This window comes from Rhizobium rhizoryzae (genome assembly GCF_011046895.1).
GTDB lineage: Bacteria > Pseudomonadota > Alphaproteobacteria > Rhizobiales > Rhizobiaceae > Neorhizobium > Neorhizobium rhizoryzae.
On sequence record NZ_CP049250.1, the window covers coordinates 792,862 to 815,136 of the forward strand.

The following is a 22,275-nucleotide window of genomic DNA, read 5'->3' on the forward strand; positions in this document are numbered from 1 at the left end:
GCGCGTTCGGTATGAGCTTTAAAAAAAATAGGGCCAGGATACGAGGCGCGTATCCCGGCCTTTCGCTTCAAAGCTTGGGCAGGCAAAGTGCGAAGCGGTTTTTCGCCCAACCCATGCGACAAGAAGAACTACTCGGAGCCTTCCTCACCCCTCAAAGAACTCTTTCATCCGTGCGAAGAAGCCGGTCGATTCCGGGTTATTCTCCTTCGAGGAAATCTCCTCGAATTCCTGCAACAACTCGCGCTGACGCTTGGTGAGCTTCTGCGGGGTTTCGATCTGGATCTGGATATAGAGGTCACCCGTCTGCGACGAGCGCAGAACCGGCATTCCTTTACCCTTCAGACGGAATTGCTTGCCCGGCTGCGTTCCCTCCGGCACCGTCACACGAGACTTCGTGCCATCCAGTGTCCCAACGTCGAAGGTTCCGCCAAGGGCTGCCGTCGTCATGGAAATCGGAACGGTGCAATAGAGGTCGGCTCCATCGCGCTGGAAGAACTGGTGCGGCTTGACCGACAGGAAGATGTAGAGATCGCCCGACGGACCGCCACGTGCACCGGCTTCGCCCTCGCCCTGCAGGCGAATGCGTGTGCCGTCTTCGATGCCCGACGGAATATTGACCGATAGCGAACGCTCTTCCGTCACCCGGCCCTGACCGTGGCACTTGGTGCAAGGGTCGGGAATGATCTGGCCACGCCCATGGCACGTCGGACAGGTGCGCTCGACCGAGAAGAAGCCTTGGCTTGCGCGTACGCGACCGGAACCCTGGCACGTGCCACAGGTTTTCGGTTGCGTACCGGGCTTTGCACCCGAACCGGTGCAGACATCGCATGTCACCGCTGTTGGAACGCGGATCTGCGCCGTCTTGCCAGTGAAGGATTCCTCAAGCGTGATTTCCATGTTGTAGCGAAGATCGGCACCGCGCTCGCGACCACCGGAAGACCGGCGCGCACGACCGCCACCCATCATCTCGCCGAAGATATCTTCGAAGATATCAGAGAAGCCCCCGGCGCCGAAGCCACCCTGGCCTCCGCCAAAGCCGCCGCCACCCATGCCGCCCTGTTCGAAGGCTGCATGACCGAAACGGTCATAGGCTGCGCGCTTCTGGGGATCCTTCAAGGTTTCGTAGGCCTCGTTGATCTCCTTGAATTTCTTCTCGGCTTCCTGGTCATCCGGGTTTTTGTCCGGATGATACTTCATCGCCATTTTGCGGAAGGCGCTTTTCAGCTCCTTCTCGTCCGCTGTTTTGCCGACACCCAGCAATTCGTAATAGTCAGCTTTTGCCATGAAGATTGCGGCTCCCGAAAGGATTCCGGCTGCACGAGGGCAGCCGGATACTCAACGCAGTTACACCAGGTGGAAGAAGCCTCGCATCAAGCGGACTTCTTGTCGTCCTTGATTTCCTCGTAGTCGGCGTCGACTACACCATCTTCGGACTTGCCGCCGTTTCCGGCTTCAGCCTGCTGCGATTCATAGATGGCCTGACCGAGCTTCATGGAAACTTCCATGAGGGTCTGGGTCTTGGCCTGGATATCGTCTGCGTCCGGCTCAGAGGCTTCGATTGCCGTTTTCACGCTGGCAATCGCATCTTCGATAGCCTTGCGATCCGTCTCGGAAACCTTGTCGCCATACTCCTTGAGAGACTTCTCGGTGGAGTGAACAAGGCTTTCCGCCTGGTTCTTGGCTTCAACACCAGCGCGGCGCTTCTTGTCTTCCTCGGCATGCGCCTCGGCGTCCTTCACCATCTTTTCGATGTCGGCGTCGGACAGACCACCGGAGGCCTGAATGCGGATCTGCTGTTCCTTGCCCGTGCCCTTATCCTTTGCGGATACCTGCACGATACCGTTGGCGTCGATGTCGAACGTGACTTCGATCTGCGGCATGCCCCGGGGTGCGGGCGGAAGGCCAACGAGGTCGAACTGACCGAGCAGCTTGTTGTCTGCGGCCATTTCGCGCTCGCCCTGGCTGACGCGGATCGTCACGGCCTGCTGGTTGTCTTCAGCGGTCGAGAAGGTCTGGCTCTTCTTCGTCGGGATCGTCGTGTTGCGATCGATCAGACGGGTGAAGACACCGCCGAGCGTTTCGATGCCGAGCGACAGCGGGGTCACGTCGAGCAACAGAACGTCCTTCACGTCGCCCTGCAGAACGCCGGCCTGGATCGCGGCACCCATGGCGACCACTTCATCCGGGTTAACGCCCTTGTGCGGCTCCTTGCCAAACAGCTGCTTGACGACTTCCTGCACCTTCGGCATGCGGCTCATACCACCGACAAGAACGACTTCGTCGATTTCGGAGGCGGAAACGCCAGCATCCTTGAGGGCTGCCTTGCACGGTGCCACGGTGCGCTGAACCAGATCATCCACCAGGCTTTCGAACTTCGCGCGGGTCAGCTTCATCGTCAGGTGCTTCGGACCGGATGCATCCGCCGTGATGAACGGCAGGTTGATTTCGGTCTGCTGCGAGGAGGACAGCTCGATCTTTGCCTTTTCGGCAGCTTCCTTCAAACGCTGAAGCGCAAGCTTGTCGCCCTTCAGGTCGATGCCGCTGTCCTTCTTGAATTCGCCTGCGAGATACTCGACCAGACGCATGTCGAAGTCTTCACCGCCGAGGAAGGTGTCGCCGTTGGTCGACTTCACTTCGAAGACGCCGTCACCGATTTCGAGAACGGAAATATCGAAGGTACCGCCACCCAAGTCGTAAACGGCGATGGTCTTGCCGTCCTTTTTGTCGAGACCATAGGCAAGTGCGGCAGCCGTCGGCTCGTTGATGATACGCAGGACTTCAAGACCAGCGATGCGACCTGCATCCTTGGTGGCCTGACGCTGGGCGTCGTTGAAGTAGGCCGGAACAGTGATGACGGCCTTTTCGACCTTTTCGCCGAGATAGGCTTCAGCCGTTTCCTTCATCTTCTGAAGGATCATGGCGGAGATCTGCGAAGGAGAATAGCCCTTGCCATTGGCCTTGACCCAGGCATCGCCATTGTCACCGCGGGAGATTTCGTAAGGGACGAGGCCCTTGTCCTTCTCAACCGTCGGGTCGTCGTAGCGGCGACCGATCAGGCGCTTGACGGCAAACAGCGTGTTCGTGGGATTTGTTACAGCCTGACGCTTGGCCGGCTGGCCGACCAGACGCTCGCCATCATCGCTGAATGCAACCATGGACGGCGTGGTGCGTGCGCCTTCGGCATTCTCGATCACCTTCGCGTCCTTGCCGTCCATGACGGAAACGCAGGAGTTGGTCGTGCCAAGGTCGATGCCAATTACTTTTGCCATTTCTTCTCTCTCCTTTAAGCGAACTGTCGGAACCCCTTCTCAAGGCATTCCACTGACAGTTCCTCGACTGGGATGGTTTCGCAGCATCGGCTGCTGTCATGCGGCGTATATAAGGACCGCTTTTTCCGACTGCAAGGCAGGAAAGTCACTGGTCTCGCGCAAAAAAATGCGGAATTCGCAGCGGATCAAGCCTCACGCAAGGGCACTTGCGTCGCGAGAAGGGGTACGGGGAACGCAAGCTTCAATCCAGCGGTCTCTATTGGCCCATGATGATATCGAAAAGTGTCGATTCGCGTGGCTGTCCGCGACGACTGCTTCCACCCACATCCCCCGGCGGAACAGGCCCTTCCAGCACGGCATCGGGAGGTGCCCGGCCTTCGAGAACGGCATCCGGGGGGACACGGTCGTCATAGGGTCCGCGATACTGGCGATAGTCCTGGTAGCCTCGATTGGGCACATCGGCCGGAGGCACCATCTGCCCGCCATCGCGAGCCCTGTAATCGGGAACGGCTCCCGGCGGATAGTTCGGTTGAACCGCCTGCTGGCGTCGGTCCACAGGGGCTGGATCACGCTGGGAAGGCGCCCGTTGCGCGGGGTCGCGCATGGCGGGTTCCCGTGTCACGGGCTGCTGCGGCTGTGCTGGGTACCCCTGCTGGACCGGCGGCGGCGCTGCCGGATAGCTTGCCTGGCCCTGTACGGGCACATCTTCCGGCGGCGCATCAGGTGCGGGCGGGAAATCGTCGCGCGATCCACCAACACCCGGGAGAACACCGGAAATGATATCGCTCAAGGTTGTCTGCGGCTCCGGCTTGGCGGGCTGGATGCCAACGCCAAAGAGAGGCGTCGGCTTGTAGCCCTCAAGTGCTGCCGTCATGTAGGTCTTCCACGCGCGGGCAGGCAGTCCGCCTCCGGTCACCTTCTTCATCGGCGTCCCATCGTCGTTGCCGAACCAGATGCCCGTCGTCATGGTGCTGGTGAAACCGACGAAGATCGCGTCTCGGAACGATTGCGTCGTACCAGATTTGCCCGCCGCCTGCCATTTGGAAAGCTGCGCTGCACGACCCGTACCCTCCGTCATCACGCGGTTCAGCATGCCGTTCAGATTGGCCACAACCTGTTCGCTCAGCACGCGCGGCGGGTTGGAATAGTCTGCCTCGTAAAGAACCTTGCCGCTCGTATCGGTGATGCGGGTCACCAGATGCGGTGTCGCCTTCATGCCCCCGTTCATGAAGGCTGCGTAGGAGGAGGTCAGCTCCACCAGTGAGACTTCCGACGTTCCGAGCGCGATGGATGCGTTTTCCTGCAGATCGGAATCAATGCCCAGCCGGTGCGCCACCGAAATCACATTCTTCGGACCGACCTGCATCACGAGTTGGGCCGCAATCGTGTTCAGCGAGTGGGCGAGCGCAGTCGAGAGAGTGACTTGGCCGCGATATTTCTGGTCATAATTTTCCGGCGTCCAGTTGCCGATCCTCACCGGCCCGTCATTCATCAGGGTGTCGGGCCTGTAACCAGCCTCAAGTGCCGCAGCATAGACAAAGGGCTTGAAGGCAGAGCCCGGCTGGCGCTTGGCCTTGGCCGCGCGATTGAACTGGCTATCGGTATAATCGCGTCCGCCGACCACGGCGCGGATGGCTCCGGTCGCATCCACCGAAACGAGAGCCGCCTGGGACGCATTGACCTTGCGGCCTTCCTTGTCCAGTGCTGCGGTCAGTGCAGCTTCCGCCTGCTTTTCCAGCCGCATGTCCAGGGTCGTTTGAACGTTGATGTCCGTCTTCACATCACCAATGAGCGCCTTGACCTCGTCGATCACCATGTCGGCGGCGTAATGCTCGGCTCCGGACCAGTAGGAACGCGCCTTGGCAGGCGGCTGCGACATGGCGGTCTTTGCTTCCTCGGCGGTCACATAACCTTCCTCGCGCATGGCCCCCAATACGACTTGCGCCCGCTCTTCGGCCGCTTTCGGATCGCGGGCTGGAGAAAGACGGCTCGGCGCCTTCAGGAGACCCGCAAGCGTGGCGGCTTCCGCAAGATTCACGTCTCGCGCGGACTTGTTGAAATAGCGCTGGGACGCTGCTTCCACGCCATAGGCGTTCGAACCGAAATACATGCGGTTCAGGTACATCGCGAGGATCTGATCCTTGGTGAACTTGTGCTCCAGCCAGAAGGAGAGCAGCACCTCCTGTACCTTGCGCTCGAATGTCCGCTCCGGCGATAGAAACAGGTTCTTTGCCAATTGCTGGGTCAGAGTCGAACCGCCCTGAATGCTACGGCCCGTCAGATTGTTGACGAAGGCACGCGCAAGACCAAGGGGATCGACGCCGAAATGATAGTAGAAGCGGCGGTCTTCGATGGCCATGACGGCTTGGGGCAGATAGGGCGACATCTCCTCGAGCGCTATCGCCTCGCCTCCGGTCGTACCGCGATTGGCGACCAGCGTTCCATCCAGCGCAGTAATCTTCACATTGGGAGGGCGGTCGGGGATCGACCAGGTGCTGGCACTCGGCATCTGAGCGGCGAAATAGATAACCACGCCGCCGACCGCGATACCGGCCCATATTCCCAGAACGATGCACCAGTAGAGCAAAGAGCGGATTGCACCAAAGAAGCCGCCACCGCGACTTGCGCGGGCTGGCCGCTTCGTCCTTGCCGGTTTCGCACGCCGGGTTCGCGGCTCCAGGTCCTCTTCCTCCCCATCATCATCGTCATCGATGTCTTCAACGGGAACACGCTTCGACTTGCGGGAAGAGTGACCGACGATCCGCTCTCCTGCGCCGAGACGCAGTTCGCCTGAATCATTGTCCTGATCGGCGCCAAATGATGGCTCGACGCGTTCGCGCGGTCTCTTGCCCGATGCCATATCTCCTGGCCATGCTCCCGGTTGTTGGTAGTACATTGCAGCGGTCTTGGGCCAAAGGAAGCGACGCAAGGGATCGTTGCGCCGCAGACCCCGCCATAACTTGCCGCCTTGCAAGCTAAATGCGGCGATTTAAGGGGGCGTTAAAGCCAATTCCTATCTGCTAACCTACTGGATCACACACGAGGTTGCAGAAACCTTGACGGACACAACCAATTGCACGTTCAAAGTGTAAAAAGGACTGAGCCAAAATAGATCCTGCATGGTGTATGCATCTGGTGCAGCAAAATTATGAGCCTATGCTAAATCATCTACAAAGAATGCTAGTTGCCTTCGAAACGACAACAAATACATATAACCGTCACTTAATCACAATGTTGCGTTTCTTCCGGCTTGATGACAATTTTGCGTAGGGGCGCCATCCCGGATCGTGAAGAGCTTGTGGTTGAATGATCTGACGGCGTCTCGGGAGAAGACTGCCAGGCACGGATGGAGGTTCAGTTGCATTCCAAACAGATACGACGACCTGTCGGCCCCGCGCAATTGACCTTGCTGCAGCAGGTTTTTGACACTGCCTGCCAGCAATACCAGATCAGCAAGGACAGCCCGGACGGTGAGGCCTTGGCACTTATTCTGGTCAACTCCTTGCAGAAGGGAATGGACGAGAAGGAAGCCCTGGCGGCGCTGGCCGAGGCCATGGCTCAAAGCCGATAAGCCGCAATGTCCTGCGGGTTGGAATTCCGCCCGCTTTGTCAGATCCAACCCATGCCCCTGAACAGGGGGCTGATCCGCAAAGCTTCCACTGAGAACAGATCACAAGGAACCTATCACGGACTTGGTAGTTAACCGGCGTCTTTTGAGGTTGATGAACAAGGAGATCGCGTCATGATCGAAGCCGGAAGAGAAGGGTCGCTTGAAGCACGTGGCCAGCGCATTGCCAACGAGGCCGACGATGCCCTGCGTGCTGAGTTGTCTGCACTGCGCCGCGAGATGGATAGCATTCGCGCATCGCTGGGTAATTTTGGCTCCGAGGCTTATGACACGGTCAAGGAAAAGGCGAGCGATGCAGCCCAGTACGTCCAGGAAGAAGCGACTTCCGTTGCGGGCGTCATTCGCGAGCATCCGGCAACGGCTGGAACCCTTCTGACGGTTGTCGGCGGCGTATTCTTTGCACTTGGCTATCTCGTCGGTTCGAACTCGTTCGAGCAGAAGCAAGCCTGGTATCGTCGCTACTACAGCTAAGCTTCTGGCGCCTTTGGCGGTTGGCAAACATCGACCCAAATGGCGGAGGTCAACTCCGCCATTTTTTGTGGCGAAATCTTCACGGCGGCATTGGTTGCGCCGCCTGCCGGGACGACGAGCTCGAACCTTCGCAAGGATTCGTCGCAGTAGATCTGCAGAGGTTCAGCAACACCGAACGGGCAGACACCCCCGACGGGATGACTTGTGCGCGCCACGACCTCATCGGCCTCCAGCATGCGCGGCTTTGCCCCAAAGCGGTCTCTGAATTTTCGATTGTCGAGACGGCTCATCCCAGAGGCAACAAGCAGCACGACTTCATCCCCTGCTCGCAAGCAGATGGTCTTCGCGATCTGGTCTGGATCAACGCCGTGCGCCTCGGCGGCAAGGGCAACAGTAGCCGAACTGGCCTCGGTCTCGATGACCGAAATATCGGGTGCATGAACGGCGAAAAAATCTTTGACGGACTGTAGGCTCATGTCGTCACGCTATCCAGAACGCCCCTCCTGCGCAAGCCGGAAAGAGCCATGCGAAAAATGCAATGCTGCACTGCGAAATGTTGACTGTTTTTTAAGCTATTCTGTATTATCTTGAGGTCATCGGCAAACGCACTCCTCCTCCCAGTGTTTGTCGACGGGACCAACAACACCTCCTCCTCCCAGTTGTTGGTCAGTATCTGAAGCCCGGCGTATCCTCCTCCCACGCCGGGCTTCTTCCATTTTTAAGCGGGAGTTGTGATATTCCGTCAGCCTTGACACACGCGGCGTGGCGAGGCTAACTCCCTGACATCGATATTTGTTTGACAAGCGGCACTACAGCGCTGACTGCGCTTACGACGACCTTTCCTTCAAATACGACCTTCCACGTTTCGCGCCTTCGGGCACGGAACAAAGTCAACGTTGCGAAAGAAAGGACTTCGTAATGGCTACTGGTACTGTAAAGTGGTTCAATGCAACCAAGGGCTTCGGCTTCATCCAGCCTGACGACGGCGCTGCCGACGTTTTCGTTCACATCTCTGCTGTTGAGCGCGCTGGCATGGCCGGCCTCAAGGACGGCCAGAAGATCGCTTACGAACTGGTCACCGACCGTCGTTCGGGCCGCGTTTCGGCTGACAGCCTGCAGGCTGCCTGATAGCTTTATCCGACACTTCGGATTTGTTTTTGAATGGCGCCCTTGCAATCGCGGGGCGCCATTCCCATTTCAGGATCAAGCGGCATGACGACGCGATCTTCCGCCAGCCTCACGGCTGCGTTGCCTTTCGAAGGTTTACGGTTTCGTTAACCGAACGTTAACCTTCTTGAGAGACCATGAAGATACAGAAGCGCTGATTTAGGTTGGCGCCGTCGAAATGCCGGACCTGTTTTGCAAACTGACCACGGATGTACTGGCAGAGTGAAACAGGCAGATAAAAGGTCGGGTTCGTCCCGGCCTTTTTGTTTTTGAGGACTGCGCTCGGAGTGAACGCAGTCCTCCTCATTTTCCCAAATCAAAGAGCCGCAAGAATACGCACCCAGGAGCGGATGCCCTTGTGGAAGGAATTGAGATCGTACTTCTCGTTTGGCGAATGAATTCGGTCATCGATCAGGCCGAAGCCAACCAGCAGGGAATCCATTCCGAGATAGGTCTGGAAGTCGCCGACGATCGGGATCGAGCCCCCCATCCCGACGATCACGGCAGGTTTCGGCCATTCGTCGGAAAGAGCGGCCTTGGCCTTCGTCAGCACGGGCGAATCATAGGACAACTGGATGGCAGGCGATCCGCCATGCTCATGAAACTCGACCGAGCAATCTGCCGGGATCATTGAGCGGATATAGGTGCGGAAACTCTCGCGGATCTTGTCAGGGTCCTGTGTTCCCACGAGTCGGAACGAGATCTTGGCGGATGCCTTGGCGGCAATGACCGTCTTGAACCCTTCGCCCGTGTAGCCGCCCCAAATGCCATTGACCTCGCAGGTCGGTCTTGCCCAAGTGAGTTCCAGGACGGAGCGGCCCTTCTCGCCAGATGGTTCGGACAGGCCAACTTCGCCGAGGAAGCTTTTGGCATCGCGACCGAGCGTTCCCCAGCTTGCCTTGATGTTTTCCGGCGTTTCCTCGACGCCATCATAAAAGCCGGGAAGCGTGATGCGGCCTGTTTCATCGCGAAGGCCGGCAAGCGCAGTCGTCAGGATGTGGATCGGGTTCGCAGCAGCGCCGCCGAACAGGCCGGAGTGCAGGTCACGATCGGCAGCTTGCACTGTGACTTCTTCTCCGACGAGACCGCGAAGGGTCGCGGCAATTGCGGGCGTTTGCGTGTCCCACATGCCCGTGTCGCAAACGAGCGCATACTCCGCCTTCAGCTCATCCCGGTTCGCTTCCAGAAATGGCTTCAGCGATGGGGAGCCCGACTCCTCTTCACCCTCGAACAGGATGGTGATCTTCACCGGTAGGGAGCCGACAGTGTCCTTGTAGGCGCGGCAGGCTTCGAGGAAGGTCAGCAACTGGCCCTTGTCGTCGGAGGTGCCGCGACCAGTGATGATCTTGCGGCCACCGTCGAGCTCCTTGATGGCCGGAGCAAACGGATCGTTTTCCCAAAGCTCCAGCGGATCGACCGGCTGGACGTCGTAGTGACCGTAAAACAGCACATGCGGCGCATCCGCACGACCGGCCTCATGATGGGCGACCACCATCGGGTGGCCGGGAGTATCGCGAACCGAAGCCGTGAACCCCAGTTCCGTGAGCGCCGACACCAGCCATTCAGCGGCCTTGCGGCAATCGGCCTTGTAGGATGGATCGGTGGAGATCGAGGGAATGCGCACCAGTTCGAAAAGGCGCTCAAGGCTTTTGTCGAGGTTCTTGTCCGCCCGGTCGAGAACGGGAGTGAGATCGGTCATGGAGATCAGCTCTTACTAAATTGCGAAGGCCTGAACCTAGACCGATCTGTACCAAGAGGAAACCGGGTGCGCATAGAAATTCAGGAGCGACCCTGCTCCGAAGGATCGTCCAGCCTGCGCGCATTGGCGATGGCCATGCGCATGTATTCCATCAACAGTTCTCGCTCGAAACGACGAAACCCGGCAAAGACCTCATCATCCGCATGGGCTGCGGCTTCGATCGCCAGACGTTCCAGCGAACGACCGTGTTCCGTCAGGACAATGATCTGGGCACGCCGGTCGGTGGGATGCGGCGTTCGATGGATGAGGCCATCGCGCTCCATGCGTGCGAGCGTATTTGCCAATGTCGCCTGCTCGACATCCAGCCGGTCAAGGAGCTGGCGCTGGGTCAGTCCGTCCTCGTGCCAAAGCGACAGAAGCACTGGAAACTGGCCTGGGGAGAAACCCAGCGCCGTTGCCCGTTTCTGCAAGGCGCGAGAAAGCCCCTTGGCCAGTTGCGTGGCGAGATACAGCGCAGAATCCGAGCGTTCAAATGGCATGGCATCCCTGAGCCTGTTTTGAGGCCTCCCCCTGCCCGATGGTCTAAGGCCATCCGTCTGCCGGGCAACAGCCAAATGATTCGGGCAGCAGAAGTTGCATAGCACCGTATGCTTTTTTGAGGCTTTTGAAAGGGGAGGCCCAGAAAGTGAAACCGCCACGACCGGGGAGGGGGACGGTCGTGGCGGAATGGAGGGACAAAGGCCCGGAGAGGGGGGATGAGCCTTTGCCCGGCCTGCCGCGGCGGGGGACGAGCCAGCGGTCAGGCTGCGGCGTGATCAATCGCCGGTACGATTGAGATGGTTTTCGTATCGGGCAGATTCAAGGCGAGGCTCGATGACAACGAGGTAACGTTGCGGTGATCACTTGGTCGAAGGTCGGTGCTTCACCCACGACATCACGCATCGCGCGAAAACGTAAAGCAGCATGGACAGGAGTAAGGTCTGCAGTTGCTCCAGAAGGGTTACCCCCGGATGGTCAAGGACCACGACGGGGAAGATTGCAAGCGAAAGGCCATCGAGGATGTGACGCTCCATGTCGATCCACCACGAACTGGACGCTCGATCTACAGGGGGAAAGAGAGCTGCAATGCCGTGGCCCGCCAGAAGGTAGACCGGGCAGAGCATGACATGGCGCAAAATGTCTGCTCCGCTCCTTCCCTGCTGATAGTCCATCACAGTGACCAGAAGGATCAGCGCCAGCAAGAGGAGATAGAAATTCCGCCTGTTCGAACCAGATGTTTGAGCAATCATCCGCCTATTCCCGTTGTCATATGCCTCAGAAATCCATTTTCAACTTAGGTGCATCGTCCAAAAATGCACGTCAGAAACCTGAACAGCGCTGCGAACGGGGCTGATAGTACCTCCGATAATCCGGCGTTGAACCCTGATTAAAACGTGGCCGAGCAGGTCTCGCCGATGGACCTTTTGCCGCTGTCGCGCTATCCATCCTTCCATGAAAACAGGCGATCATCTCTTCCTCGTTGACGGTTCGGGTTTCATCTTCCGCGCCTTTCACGCCATCCCTGCCCTGAACCGCAAGTCGGACGGCCTGCCCGTCAATGCGGTCTCAGGCTTCTGCAACATGCTGTGGAAGCTCCTGCGCGATGCGCGCAACACCGATGTCGGAGTGACGCCGACGCATCTCGCCGTCATTTTCGACTATTCCTCGACGACCTTTCGCAAGGAAATCTACCCTCTCTACAAGGCGAACCGCTCGGCCCCGCCGGAGGACCTGATCCCGCAATTCGGTCTGATCCGCCACGCGACGCGCGCCTTCAATCTGCCTTGCATCGAGACGGAAGGTTTCGAGGCGGATGACATCATCGCGACCTATGCTCGTGCGGCAGAGGCCATCGGCGCCGATGTCACCATCGTTTCCTCCGACAAGGACCTGATGCAGCTCGTTACGCCCAACGTGCATATGTACGACGCGATGAAGGACAAGCAGATCGGCATTCCTGATGTCATCGAGAAATGGGGCGTGCCGCCTGAAAAGATGATCGATCTTCAGGCGATGACCGGCGATTCGACCGACAACGTTCCCGGCATTCCCGGGATTGGCCCGAAGACCGCCGCTCAGCTTCTGGAAGAATTCGGCGATCTCGAAACCCTATTGGCCCGGGCCTCGGAGATCAAACAGGTCAAGCGACGCGAAAACATTGTCGCCAATGCGGATCTAGCCCGTCTTTCCCGCCAGTTGGTGGCGCTTCGCACGGATGTGCCGCTGGAGCTTGGCCTGGAAGAGCTGGTTCTGGAAAAACAGGACGGACCGAAGCTCATCGCCTTCCTGAAGGCCATGGAATTCACCACGCTGACCCGTCGCGTTGCAGAGACTTGTGATTGCGATGCGTCTGCCATCGAGCCCGCGGAAGTGCCGGTCGAATGGGGGGCAACAGCCCATGGACCGGATCTCGATCCGGGCGTGGCCGAGGGTCAGGATGCGGAAGCGCCGAAGGCTGCGACAGCGTCCGCCAAGCCCGCCTCTGCGTCCTCGGCGGATGGCGCAAGGGCCATGGATTTGGCAGCGCAGAGGCATGAGGCCTTTTCCGGTCACAAGATCGACCACGCCTCCTATACGACGATCCGCACGGTCGAAAACCTGAAGCTCTGGATCGCTGCTGCCCGGGAAACGGGCATCGTGGCCTTTGATACGGAAACCACTTCGCTCGATCCCATGCAGGCGGAGCTGGTGGGTGTCTCGCTTGCCATTCAGGACAATACCCAACAGCCGAACGCGAACGAGATCCGGGCGGCCTATCTGCCGCTGGCGCACAAGGCGGGTGCCGACGATCTGTTCAGCGATGGCGTAAAGCTTGTCGAGAACCAGGTTCCGATGGCAGAGGCTCTGGCGCTCCTGAAGGAGCTGCTGGAAGATCCGTCTGTCCTGAAGGTCGCGCAAAACCTCAAATACGACTATCTCGTCATCAAGCGCCACGGCATCACGTTGCGGGGCTTCGATGATACCATGCTCATCTCCTATGTGCTGGAAGCGGGTGCTGGCAATCATGGCATGGATGCGCTGTCGGAGCGCTGGCTTGGCCATACGCCGATTGCTTACAAGGATGTGGCTGGCAGCGGGAAATCCGCCGTGACGTTCGATTATGTCGACATCGACAAGGCCACCGCCTATGCCGCCGAAGACTCCGACGTGACACTGCGCCTCTGGCTGACCTTGAAGCCGCGCCTCGCCGCCGCTGGTCTTACCCGCGTCTATGAGCGGCTGGAGCGTCCGCTCGTGCCGGTTCTGGCCCATATGGAAGAACGCGGCATCACCATCGACCGGCAGATCCTGTCGCGCCTTTCCGGCGAACTGGCGCAAAAGGCGGCAAGCTTCGAGGACGAAATCTATGAGCTGGCGGGCGAGCGCTTCAATATCGGCTCGCCGAAGCAGCTGGGCGATATCCTGTTCGGCAAAATGGGCCTTCCCGGCGGCTCGAAAACCAAGACCGGGCAATGGTCCACATCAGCGCAGGTTCTGGAAGATCTGGCAGCGCAGGGCGAGCCCCTGCCGCGCAAGATCGTGGACTGGCGCCAGCTGACCAAGCTCAAGAGCACCTATACGGATGCCCTGCCCTCCTATGTCCATCCTGAGACGAAGAGAGTGCATACGAGCTATTCGCTCGCATCCACCACCACGGGTCGCCTCTCCTCCTCCGAGCCGAACCTGCAGAACATTCCGGTGCGCAATGCGGAGGGCCGCAAGATCCGCACGGCCTTTATCTCGACGCCCGGACACAAGCTGCTTTCGGCTGACTATAGCCAGATCGAACTGCGTGTCCTCGCGCATGTCGCCGACATCCCACAGCTTCGGCAGGCCTTTGCCGAGGGGATCGATATTCATGCGATGACGGCGTCCGAAATGTTCGGCGTGCCGGTGGAAGGCATGCCATCCGAGGTCCGACGCCGTGCCAAAGCGATCAACTTCGGCATCATCTACGGCATCTCGGCCTTCGGTCTTGCCAACCAGCTATCCATCGAACGCTCCGAAGCCGGCGATTACATCAAGAAATACTTCGAGCGCTTCCCCGGCATTCGCGACTATATGGAGAGCACAAAGGCGTTTGCGCGGGAGAACGGCTATGTCGAAACCATCTTCGGACGCCGCGCCCACTATCCGGACATCAAGTCGTCCAACCCGTCGGTAAGAGCGTTCAACGAGCGCGCAGCAATCAATGCGCCGATCCAGGGCTCTGCGGCAGATATCATCCGCCGTGCCATGGTGCAGATCGAACCGGCGCTTGCGAAATCTGGTTTGGGCGAGAAGGTGCGGATGCTGCTTCAGGTCCACGATGAATTGATTTTCGAAGTGGAAGACGAGGCAGTGGGTGTCGCTATGCCGGTCATCGTCCATACGATGGAAAACGCCGCTCTCCCGGCACTCGAACTGAAGGTTCCTTTGAAAGTCGATGCGCGTGCCGCCTCGAATTGGGACGAGGCGCATTGATCTCCATTGATCAATGCTGTTTTGGATAAAGGCTTTCCATGGCAACACCCAAGAGGCGGTTCGCGTAATCGCGTGCCGCCTTGCGCGTCTGGTCCGACACGCCAAGTTCATCGCAACGCTGGTTGACCGTATCCACGATAAGGCCCGCCATGCCCCGCGCCGCTTCCGTATCGGCATTCTCGGACGTATCCATTGCCATGGCCAGCGCCGACATGGATACGATTTCCAGCACGACGATACGCGCTTCGAGTGCTGAAACGCGGTCAAGGTCGGTCTCGATCTTGCTGTGTTTCATCGATCGAAGGTCGTCCATTCCGTTTCTCCATAGCTTCTAGTTTGCAGGCCTGGCTTCAAGCCTGGTGAAAGAAACTCATTTGGAGTGGAGTGGTTCCCCGCGCAGGCCAGCGCGAGGTCTTTCAGCTCAGGCAATACGATTGCCCGCGCGCCAAACAGCACGACTGACCGGGACGCCGCTGACCCGATGCACGCGCACGAGATCCGCCCTGGCGCCCTCTGCGATACGGCCTCTATCCGTCAGACCAACAGCGTCGGCTGGGGCTCGGGTGACCATTGAGATGGCATGCGGCAGATCCAGTCCCTCCACCGTATCCGCCAGAATGAACGGTGCATGCAAAAGGCTGAAGGGCACGTAATCTGACGAAAGAACATCCAGCAGGCCGCGCTCCGCCAGATCGCGTGCAGCGATGTTTCCGGAGTGCGATTTGCCGCGCACGACATTCGGCGCGCCCATCAGAACGCTGAGACCCGCCGCATGCGATGCTTCCGCCGCTTCGATGCTCGTCGGGAATTCCGCAAGCCGCACCCCATGGCCAATTGCTTCTTCCACATGCGCAAGGGTCGCATCGTCATGGCTTGCCACAAAGATGCCGTTGGCGGCACAGCGCTCGGCCAGAGCATCGCGGTGTCTGGCAGAATAGCGCGCGGAGGCTTCCATCCGGCGTTGGGTGAAGGCCCGAAACGCCTCCTCATCAAGGCCGCGCTTGGTCTTGTAGAAAAAGATGTACTGCTCCAGCGTCTGGAACTGCCGCTGGCCGGGTGCGTGATCCATCAGGGACGCCAGGCGCACATTCGGATCGCCCTCGAAATCCGAGAACTGCTCCAGCACGTCCGGACACGGTACTTCGCAGCGCAGATGCAGGAAATGCTGCGCTCTCAATCGGCCCTCATTCTGCGCCTGTTCAATGACATTGGCCAATTCGCGCATTTCGCCGCGTGCGAACCCACCGGCTTCATCCGAGCCCAGCCGCAGGCAATCGAAGACCGTGGTAATGCCCGAGGTGGCGATCTGGGCATCATGGGCCTGCAAGGCGGCCGTCAGATCCCATTTCACTCCCGGACGCGGTGCGTAATGTGTTTCCAGGTGGTCGGTGTGCAGTTCCACCAGTCCGGGAATGAGATAATCCCCGTCCAGATCTTCGCCGGTCCGGGTTGGGGATTCGCTGATGTCGGCAATCAGCCCGTCGCGGATGACCACTGCACCGCTGATGACACTCTCCGGCAGGACGATCCGTGCATTGGTAAACACCTGCTCGTGGCTCATGGGCGATCCCCCATGCCGCGCAGTTCTGCGTGGCGAGCCACCGTAAAGGGTGCACCGCGCTCCACTTCCACGAAAAGACCCAGATGCTCAATGGGCAGCGGCCTGCCAAGATGGTCTGCGAAAACAGTCTGCAGGATATCCCGGACCCTGGCCTTGCTGCCTTCCTCGACAGGTCCGGTCAGCGTCATGTGAAACCGGAATTCCTCGAAGACATAAGGATAGCCCCAGCGATCGAGAAGCTCCCGCTGGCGCTCGCTCAACCGCTCCGGCTTCCGGCGCGCCATATCCTCCGGGGTCAGCGGTGCGCGCCAGGGTTCGAATGCTTCGACCACGCTGTTGCAGAGGTGGTTGATCCCTTCCGTCCCGCCACCGCAGGTCAGGGCGAAGAAAGGGCCAATCTCCGTCAGTTCGAGCCTCGGCACTAGCGTCGGCGCCTGCCTGCTGCAGAACTCGTCGAAGAAGATCTCCAGCGCCCCTTGCGTCCGGTCCGTCGGCAGAAGGAACGGCGCCTTGAGCGTTGCATGAAATCCGTAACGCGCCGGTTCCGCAGTCAGTTGCCGGTGCTCTTCTGCCGATGATCCCGCCGTCACGGTCTCAGCGGAAAGCGTCCCAAAGGCGCTGCGTCCCAGCCAGGCGCTCGCGGTCTGTGTCAGTGCATGAGTTTCTGGCGGCGAGAAGTAGATGGCATTGCGCATGCGGGGTGATGACCTGTTCTGTCGGATCGATAATCTGCTCTACAAACAGGATGTTTATGACATTTCTCTCACAGCCCCATGCAACTTATGTTGCTGGCTGAAATGAAAATCCAGCGCCCTATCGCAACCAAATGCTCTGTTTGCGCATTGTCACGCAAACAGAAGGAGAATGACGATGGATGCAGAAATCCTGATGGCAACCTTCATGGCCGTCTTTGCAGCGAGCGGCGTGCTTACTGCCTACTGGTACGCCAAGTAAAAGTTTCGAGTAAATTCCCCGGAAGCGGTGCAGATGCGTGCAAGATCCGCCCTCTTCCTTCCTCCGGATGAATCCCCTGATCCGGATGGCAAGCGGCCCCGTCGAGCAATCGCGGGGCCGCTCTCATGTCAGATAGGTGTCAGTGCGCGCCAGACATATCGCCAAGCACCTGCTTGGACGCAACGGTCGAATCCGCGTTCAGCTTGTAGACCATGGGTACGCCGGTCGCGAGATTCAGCTTCAGGATTTCTTCCTTCGAAAGCCGATCCAGAACCATGACCAGCGAACGCAGAGAATTGCCATGCGCTGCCACCAGAACCGTCTGCCCCTTCAAGACGCGCGGCAGGATCTCAGTCAGGTAATAGGGCCAGACGCGAGCACCGGTGTCACGCAAGGATTCGCCACCCGGAGGCGGAATGTCGTAGGAACGGCGCCAGATATGCACCTGCTCTTCGCCCCACTTTGCACGAGCATCGTCCTTGTTCAGCCCAGAAAGATCGCCATAGTCACGCTCGTTGAGGGCGAGATCGCGGATCGTCTCCAGACCGCTCTGACCGACCTTTTCCAGAACGATGCGGCAGGTTTCCTGGGCGCGCTTCAGTTCGGAGGTAAAGGCGATATCGAACTTGATGCCGGTCTCAGCCAGAGCCTGTCCGCCTGCGGTAGCTTCCTGTACGCCAAGCTCTGTCAGTTCAGGATCCTTCCAGCCGGTGAACAGGTTCTTCAGGTTCCAGTCACTCTGTCCGTGACGGACGAGTACGAGAGTTCCGCTCATGAATTCCTCCAGATATAAGGGTGATCAGCTGTTGAGCCCGAGTACATCGAGCATGGTATAGAAGCCCGGCTTTTGCGGATGCGCCCATAGGGCTGCGGCCACGGCACCACGGGCAAAAATCGAGCGGTCTCCGGCGCTGTGCGAGAGGGTGACGATTTCGCCCTCGCCGGCAAAAAGAACCGAATGTTCGCCAATGACCGAGCCGCCGCGCAGCGTGGCAAAGCCGATGGAGCCAGCTTCACGCGGGCCGGTATGGCCATCGCGCACGCAAACGGAATGGTCCTTTAGCGCAATGCCACGGCCCTTGGCTGCGGCTTCGCCCAGCAGAAGGGCCGTGCCGGAAGGCGCGTCCACCTTGTGCTTGTGGTGCATTTCCAGCACTTCGATGTCCCAGCCTGCCGCAGGCAGCGCACGGGCGGCCTGCTCCGTCAGGACACCGAGCAGGTTCACGCCAAGGCTCATATTGCCGGATTTGACAATTCTGGCATGGCGTGCGGCGGCCTGGAACTTGTCTTCGTCGGCTTGCGCACAGCCCGTCGTTCCAATCACATGAACGATCCGGGCCTGAGCGGCCAGACCGGCGAAATTGACGCTGGCGGCAGGTGAGGTGAAATCCAGAACGCCATCGGCATGCAGGAAGGCTTCAAGCGGATCTGCGGTAACCGGAACGCCAATGAATCCGGCACCCGCCAGCTCGCCAGCATCCTTGCCGATGAAGGGTGAACCTTCCCGCTCCACCGCTGCATGAAGTTTCGCGCCCTTGGTCTCCTGAATGATGCGGATCAGGGTCTGGCCCATACGCCCTGCGGCGCCCACGACCACCAGCTTCATGTCATGCTCGCTCATCGGAAACTCTGTTCTCCATCCGGGATTTGATCAGTTCGGCGCTTGCAGATTGTTGAGGCGAGCGTAAAGCCCGTCCTGACGGCGTGCAAGTTCCTCGTGGCTGCCTTCTTCCACCACGCGACCTTCTGCCATCACCACGATCTTGTCGGCCTTGACGACAGTCGACAGTCGATGGGCCACGACCAGAACAGTTCGTCCATTCATGGCTGTTTCAAGGGCCTTCTGGACTGCGGCTTCGGATTCGTTGTCGAGTGCGGAGGTCGCCTCATCGAGCAACAGGATCGGCGCATTGCGTACCAATGCACGCGCGATGGACAGCCGCTGGCGCTGGCCGCCGGAGAGTGTCACGCCATTTTCGCCGACAGGCGTGTCATAGCCAAGCGGCTGGGCCAGAATGAAATCATGGGCATAGGCAAGCTTTGCTGCCTGTTCCACGTCAGCATCTGTCGCAGCCGGCCGGCCATAGCGGATATTGTCGCGGATCGTGCCCTCGAACAGATAGGGCTGTTGCGAAACATAGGCGATATGATTGCGAAGCGAGGCTTTGGTGACCTTGGCAATGTCCTGCCCGTCGATCAGGATCGTGCCTTCTGCCGGATCATAGAATCGCGGGATCAGCGCAATGATCGTGGATTTGCCCGCACCCGAGGGGCCAACCAGCGCGGTCGTCTTGCCACCTTCGGCGGTGATGCTGACGCCCCTCAGCACCGGCTCGTTCGGGCCGTAGCGGAACACGACGTCGCGCAGTTCGACAGTGGCGGAGGTGATCACCAGATCCTTGGCTTCCGGATGCTCCCGCTGCATGGGCTGGAGATCCAGCAGATCGTAGATCATGCGCGCGTTGACGACGGCGCGTTCGATATTGACCTGCAGCTTGGCGAGACGCCGGGCCGGGTCATAGGCCATCAGAAGCGCTGTCACGAAGGAGAAGAAGGCGCCCGGCGGCACGTCATTGTAGATCGAGCGGAAAGCTGCATAGGCCAGAACGCTGGAGATCGCCACGCCGGCGAAGGTTTCCGTCAGGGGCGCCGTGCGTTCCGAGAGCCTCGCAATGCGGTTGGCGCGATTTTCCGCAGAACCGATGATGGAATCGACCTTACGGCTCAGTTCCTGCTCCATCGTGAAGGCCTTGACGATGGAAATGCCCTGGATCGTCTCCTGCATCGCACCGACGACATGGCTATTGAACTCGACAGACTCGCGCGTCGCGCTGCGCAGCCGCTTCGATACATAGCGCAGGGCATAGAGCAGCGGCGGCGCGACGAAAAACACGATGAGCGAGAGGATCCAGTCCTTGCTGATCATCACGCCGATCAGCGCAATCAGCGTCAGGAGATCGCGCGAGGTCGATGTGATCGTCAGGTTCATCACGTCACGGATACCGTTGACGTTCTGGCTGATCTGCGCTGCCAGATGCGCGGAGCGGGACTCGTTGTAGAAACCGACCGACAGCTTCATCAAATGGTCGTAAAGGCGGCGCTGATAGACGGCGACGATGTTGTTGCCGATCTTGGAAAGCGTCACCGCTTCGAAATAGGAGGCGAAACCGCGAATGAGAAAGGCAACGAAAATTGAGCCGCAGATCAGGAGCACCAGGTCGGCGCGCTTGTTGGCGAAGGCCTCGTTGACCACGGATTCCATGATCCAGGCCGTAAAGGCCGTGGACAGCGCGACGAGCACAAGACAGCTGATGGCGAAAGCATAGCCCTTGACGTGCTCGCGACCGTTTTCCGCGATGATGCGCTTCAGCATGCTGGTAACTGTACCGGCATCGACGCGGGACGCGGCAAGTCTTTCTTTTTCGCTTTGCTCCAAAAGCAATGTCCCATGTGACGAGGCGGCGAAATTGCCAAACTCAAGCCGGTCTTAGCCAGTCCGTGCCTATTTTGCTAGCACACCATTGCGTGTCAGCCGTGCTGTTGCTGCAAGGTGTTCCCGCCTTGCAACAGAAAGAGCAGCAACAACTTGCGGCTTTGCATCAACCACGCCAGCGGCGGCCTGCGGTGTTCAGGCCGAATTCATCCGGCGTGCGGGCAAAGGCTGCAAGTCCGGAGAGAGCGGCCTGCGGATGCGTGACCACGAAGGTGGGAATCTGGCGCATCAGGCCGTTGTGCGGGGCCTTGTCCTCGAAGGCGGCACGGAATTCCGGCCAGCGGAAGGCGGGAATGATCTTCTGGCTGATACCGCCTGCCAGATAGACCCCGCCCTTTGCCATCATGATCAGCGCCAGATCGCCCGCATAGCGACCAATATAGGTGACGAACAGGGAAAGCGTTTCGGTTGCCTGGGGGTCGGACTTGGCAAGGCCATGCGAGGTTATGTCTGCCGGGTCAGTGAACTTCGGCTCTATGCCATCCGCCGTGCACAGCGCCCGGTAAAGATTGACGAGACCACGCCCGCACAGGATCTGCTCCGCCGCAACACGACCTTCGATCCGCTCGATATGCGGGAAGATCTGCAGGTCGCGCTCGCTGCGAGGGCCGAGGTCCACATGGCCGCCTTCGGCCGGGATGGGAAACCACATGTCGCGGGCGCGCAGCAGTCCTGCCACACCCAGACCCGTTCCGGGACCCATGACGACGCGAGAGGCAATCTGTGCCTCGTGCGCAGGACCGATCGGCTCGCGATATTCCGGCGCCAGCGTCGCTGCGGCCAAGGCCTGCGCCTCGAAATCGTTGATGACAAGCACATCCTTGAAACCGAGATCGGCGATCATGGTTTTCGGGCGCACCACCCAGTCGCAGTTGGTCAGCGCGATTTCATCGCCCTCGATCGGACCGGCAATCGCCAGTATGGCAGAGAGCGGCTTCTGCTTCGCATTCGGCAGGATTTCACCGGCAAGCGCATCATCGATGTTGACGAAGTCTGCCGTGCGCACATTGGGAAATTGCTGCGGCTCGGCTTTCGCGTCCGACAGGATCCAGAATCGGGCATTGGTTCCACCGATGTCGCCGATCAGGATCGGGAAGGCCAGAGTTTCGCTCTCGGATGCGTTTGCCATCAGAAAATCCGTATCAGGTCAGTTGAAAATCGATCAGCTTTTCAGCTGTCGCGCGGTTCAGCGCCATGGGAATGTCGTAGACGGTCGCCAGGCGGGTGAGCGCCTTCACGTCAACATCATGCGGCAGCGGCGTCAATGGATCGGTGAAAAAGATCAGCATGCTAACCTCGCCGGTGGCAATCATCGCGCCAATCTGCTGGTCACCGCCCAGCGGTCCGCTTTTCAGGCGCGTCACATCCAATGTCGGGCAGGCGTCCAGAACGCGCCCGCCTGTCGTTCCGGTCGCAACAATTCGAAATCGGGAGAGAGCAAGCTGATGCCGCCGGGCAAACTCGGCCATCTCAGCCTTTTTCTGGTCATGCGCAATCAGCGCGATACAGGGTCTGTCAGACATCGGACCGCCTCCCATTCGTCAGAGCACA

At 59.3% G+C, this 22,275-nt stretch carries 19 protein-coding genes; 4 read left to right on the forward strand and 15 right to left on the reverse strand.

The window, feature by feature from the left end:
• Positions 1 to 144: 144 nt before the first annotated feature.
• The 3 genes from dnaJ to G6N80_RS10060 form a co-directional block, all read right to left on the reverse strand.
• Positions 145 to 1,284, reverse strand: coding sequence for a molecular chaperone DnaJ (gene dnaJ, locus G6N80_RS10050; protein WP_062555028.1), 1,140 nt, complete (start codon positions 1,282 to 1,284; stop codon positions 145 to 147).
• An 86-nt stretch (positions 1,285 to 1,370) separates the two neighbouring features.
• Positions 1,371 to 3,269, reverse strand: a complete 1,899-nt coding sequence (gene dnaK / locus G6N80_RS10055; protein WP_062555027.1) for a molecular chaperone DnaK — start codon at positions 3,267 to 3,269, stop codon at positions 1,371 to 1,373.
• A gap of 256 nt (positions 3,270 to 3,525) precedes the next feature.
• Entirely contained in the window at positions 3,526 to 6,129 is a 2,604-nt protein-coding gene (locus G6N80_RS10060; RefSeq protein WP_062555026.1) for a PBP1A family penicillin-binding protein, read from the reverse strand.
• 498 nt (positions 6,130 to 6,627) lie between these two features.
• Here G6N80_RS10060 and G6N80_RS10065 point away from each other — a divergent pair, with 498 nt between their 5' ends.
• Together G6N80_RS10065 and G6N80_RS10070 are read left to right on the forward strand one after the other, a co-directional pair.
• Positions 6,628 to 6,840 (forward strand): hypothetical protein, encoded by a 213-nt coding sequence (locus G6N80_RS10065; protein ID WP_137134937.1) that lies wholly within the window; start codon positions 6,628 to 6,630, stop codon positions 6,838 to 6,840.
• A gap of 171 nt (positions 6,841 to 7,011) precedes the next feature.
• Positions 7,012 to 7,368 (forward strand): hypothetical protein, encoded by a 357-nt coding sequence (locus G6N80_RS10070; RefSeq protein WP_062555024.1) that lies wholly within the window; start codon positions 7,012 to 7,014, stop codon positions 7,366 to 7,368.
• Here G6N80_RS10070 and G6N80_RS10075 read toward each other — a convergent pair.
• Positions 7,365 to 7,844, reverse strand: a complete 480-nt coding sequence (locus tag G6N80_RS10075; RefSeq protein ID WP_165133487.1) for a YbaK/EbsC family protein — start codon at positions 7,842 to 7,844, stop codon at positions 7,365 to 7,367. The genes G6N80_RS10070 and G6N80_RS10075 overlap by 4 nt on opposite strands.
• A gap of 442 nt (positions 7,845 to 8,286) precedes the next feature.
• Here G6N80_RS10075 and G6N80_RS10080 point away from each other — a divergent pair, with 442 nt between their 5' ends.
• Positions 8,287 to 8,496 (forward strand): cold-shock protein, encoded by a 210-nt coding sequence (locus G6N80_RS10080; protein ID WP_062555021.1) that lies wholly within the window; start codon positions 8,287 to 8,289, stop codon positions 8,494 to 8,496.
• A gap of 355 nt (positions 8,497 to 8,851) precedes the next feature.
• Here the strand turns inward: G6N80_RS10080 and G6N80_RS10085 are convergent, their stop codons facing one another.
• The 3 genes from G6N80_RS10085 to G6N80_RS10095 form a co-directional block, all read right to left on the reverse strand.
• Positions 8,852 to 10,234 carry a dipeptidase gene (locus G6N80_RS10085; RefSeq protein WP_165133490.1) on the reverse strand — a complete coding sequence of 461 codons (1,383 nt, stop codon included), beginning with the start codon at positions 10,232 to 10,234 and terminating at the stop codon, positions 8,852 to 8,854.
• A gap of 80 nt (positions 10,235 to 10,314) precedes the next feature.
• Entirely contained in the window at positions 10,315 to 10,773 is a 459-nt protein-coding gene (locus tag G6N80_RS10090) for a MarR family winged helix-turn-helix transcriptional regulator (RefSeq protein WP_062555019.1), read from the reverse strand.
• Positions 10,774 to 11,133: 360 nt separating this feature from the next.
• Complete coding sequence (locus tag G6N80_RS10095; RefSeq protein ID WP_165133493.1) at positions 11,134 to 11,523, reverse strand: hypothetical protein; 390 nt, start codon at positions 11,521 to 11,523, stop codon at positions 11,134 to 11,136.
• 202 nt (positions 11,524 to 11,725) lie between these two features.
• On the opposite strand from G6N80_RS10095, the gene polA reads away from it, so the two are divergent.
• Entirely contained in the window at positions 11,726 to 14,716 is a 2,991-nt protein-coding gene (gene polA, locus G6N80_RS10100; RefSeq protein WP_165133495.1) for a DNA polymerase I, read from the forward strand.
• A 10-nt stretch (positions 14,717 to 14,726) separates the two neighbouring features.
• Here polA and G6N80_RS10105 read toward each other — a convergent pair whose 3' ends face one another.
• From G6N80_RS10105 to G6N80_RS10140, 8 genes are all read right to left on the reverse strand, one after another.
• On the reverse strand, positions 14,727 to 15,029 hold the full coding sequence (locus tag G6N80_RS10105) for a hypothetical protein (RefSeq protein ID WP_165133498.1): 303 nt from the start codon (positions 15,027 to 15,029) through the stop codon (positions 14,727 to 14,729).
• A 108-nt stretch (positions 15,030 to 15,137) separates the two neighbouring features.
• Positions 15,138 to 16,277 carry an alpha-D-ribose 1-methylphosphonate 5-triphosphate diphosphatase gene (locus G6N80_RS10110; RefSeq protein WP_062555015.1) on the reverse strand — a complete coding sequence of 380 codons (1,140 nt, stop codon included), beginning with the start codon at positions 16,275 to 16,277 and terminating at the stop codon, positions 15,138 to 15,140.
• Positions 16,274 to 16,972: a DUF1045 domain-containing protein gene (locus G6N80_RS10115; RefSeq protein ID WP_062555014.1), complete on the reverse strand. Its 699-nt coding sequence runs from the start codon at positions 16,970 to 16,972 to the stop codon at positions 16,274 to 16,276. Before G6N80_RS10115 ends, G6N80_RS10110 begins: the two co-directional genes overlap by 4 nt.
• A gap of 398 nt (positions 16,973 to 17,370) precedes the next feature.
• A complete protein-coding gene (locus G6N80_RS10120) occupies positions 17,371 to 18,006 on the reverse strand; it encodes a 2,3-bisphosphoglycerate-dependent phosphoglycerate mutase (protein ID WP_062555013.1) in 636 nt (211 codons plus the stop codon).
• A 24-nt stretch (positions 18,007 to 18,030) separates the two neighbouring features.
• On the reverse strand, positions 18,031 to 18,852 hold the full coding sequence (dapB, locus tag G6N80_RS10125) for a 4-hydroxy-tetrahydrodipicolinate reductase (RefSeq protein ID WP_165133501.1): 822 nt from the start codon (positions 18,850 to 18,852) through the stop codon (positions 18,031 to 18,033).
• Between the two features lie 30 nt (positions 18,853 to 18,882).
• Positions 18,883 to 20,604 carry an ABC transporter ATP-binding protein gene (locus G6N80_RS10130; RefSeq protein WP_165137002.1) on the reverse strand — a complete coding sequence of 574 codons (1,722 nt, stop codon included), beginning with the start codon at positions 20,602 to 20,604 and terminating at the stop codon, positions 18,883 to 18,885.
• Between the two features lie 226 nt (positions 20,605 to 20,830).
• The gene (locus G6N80_RS10135) at positions 20,831 to 21,853 is read right to left on the reverse strand and encodes a glucokinase (RefSeq protein WP_165133504.1); all 1,023 of its coding nucleotides are present in this window, start codon (positions 21,851 to 21,853) and stop codon (positions 20,831 to 20,833) included.
• Between the two features lie 13 nt (positions 21,854 to 21,866).
• Positions 21,867 to 22,247: a methylglyoxal synthase gene (locus tag G6N80_RS10140; RefSeq protein ID WP_062555457.1), complete on the reverse strand. Its 381-nt coding sequence runs from the start codon at positions 22,245 to 22,247 to the stop codon at positions 21,867 to 21,869.
• Positions 22,248 to 22,275: the final 28 nt, after the last annotated feature.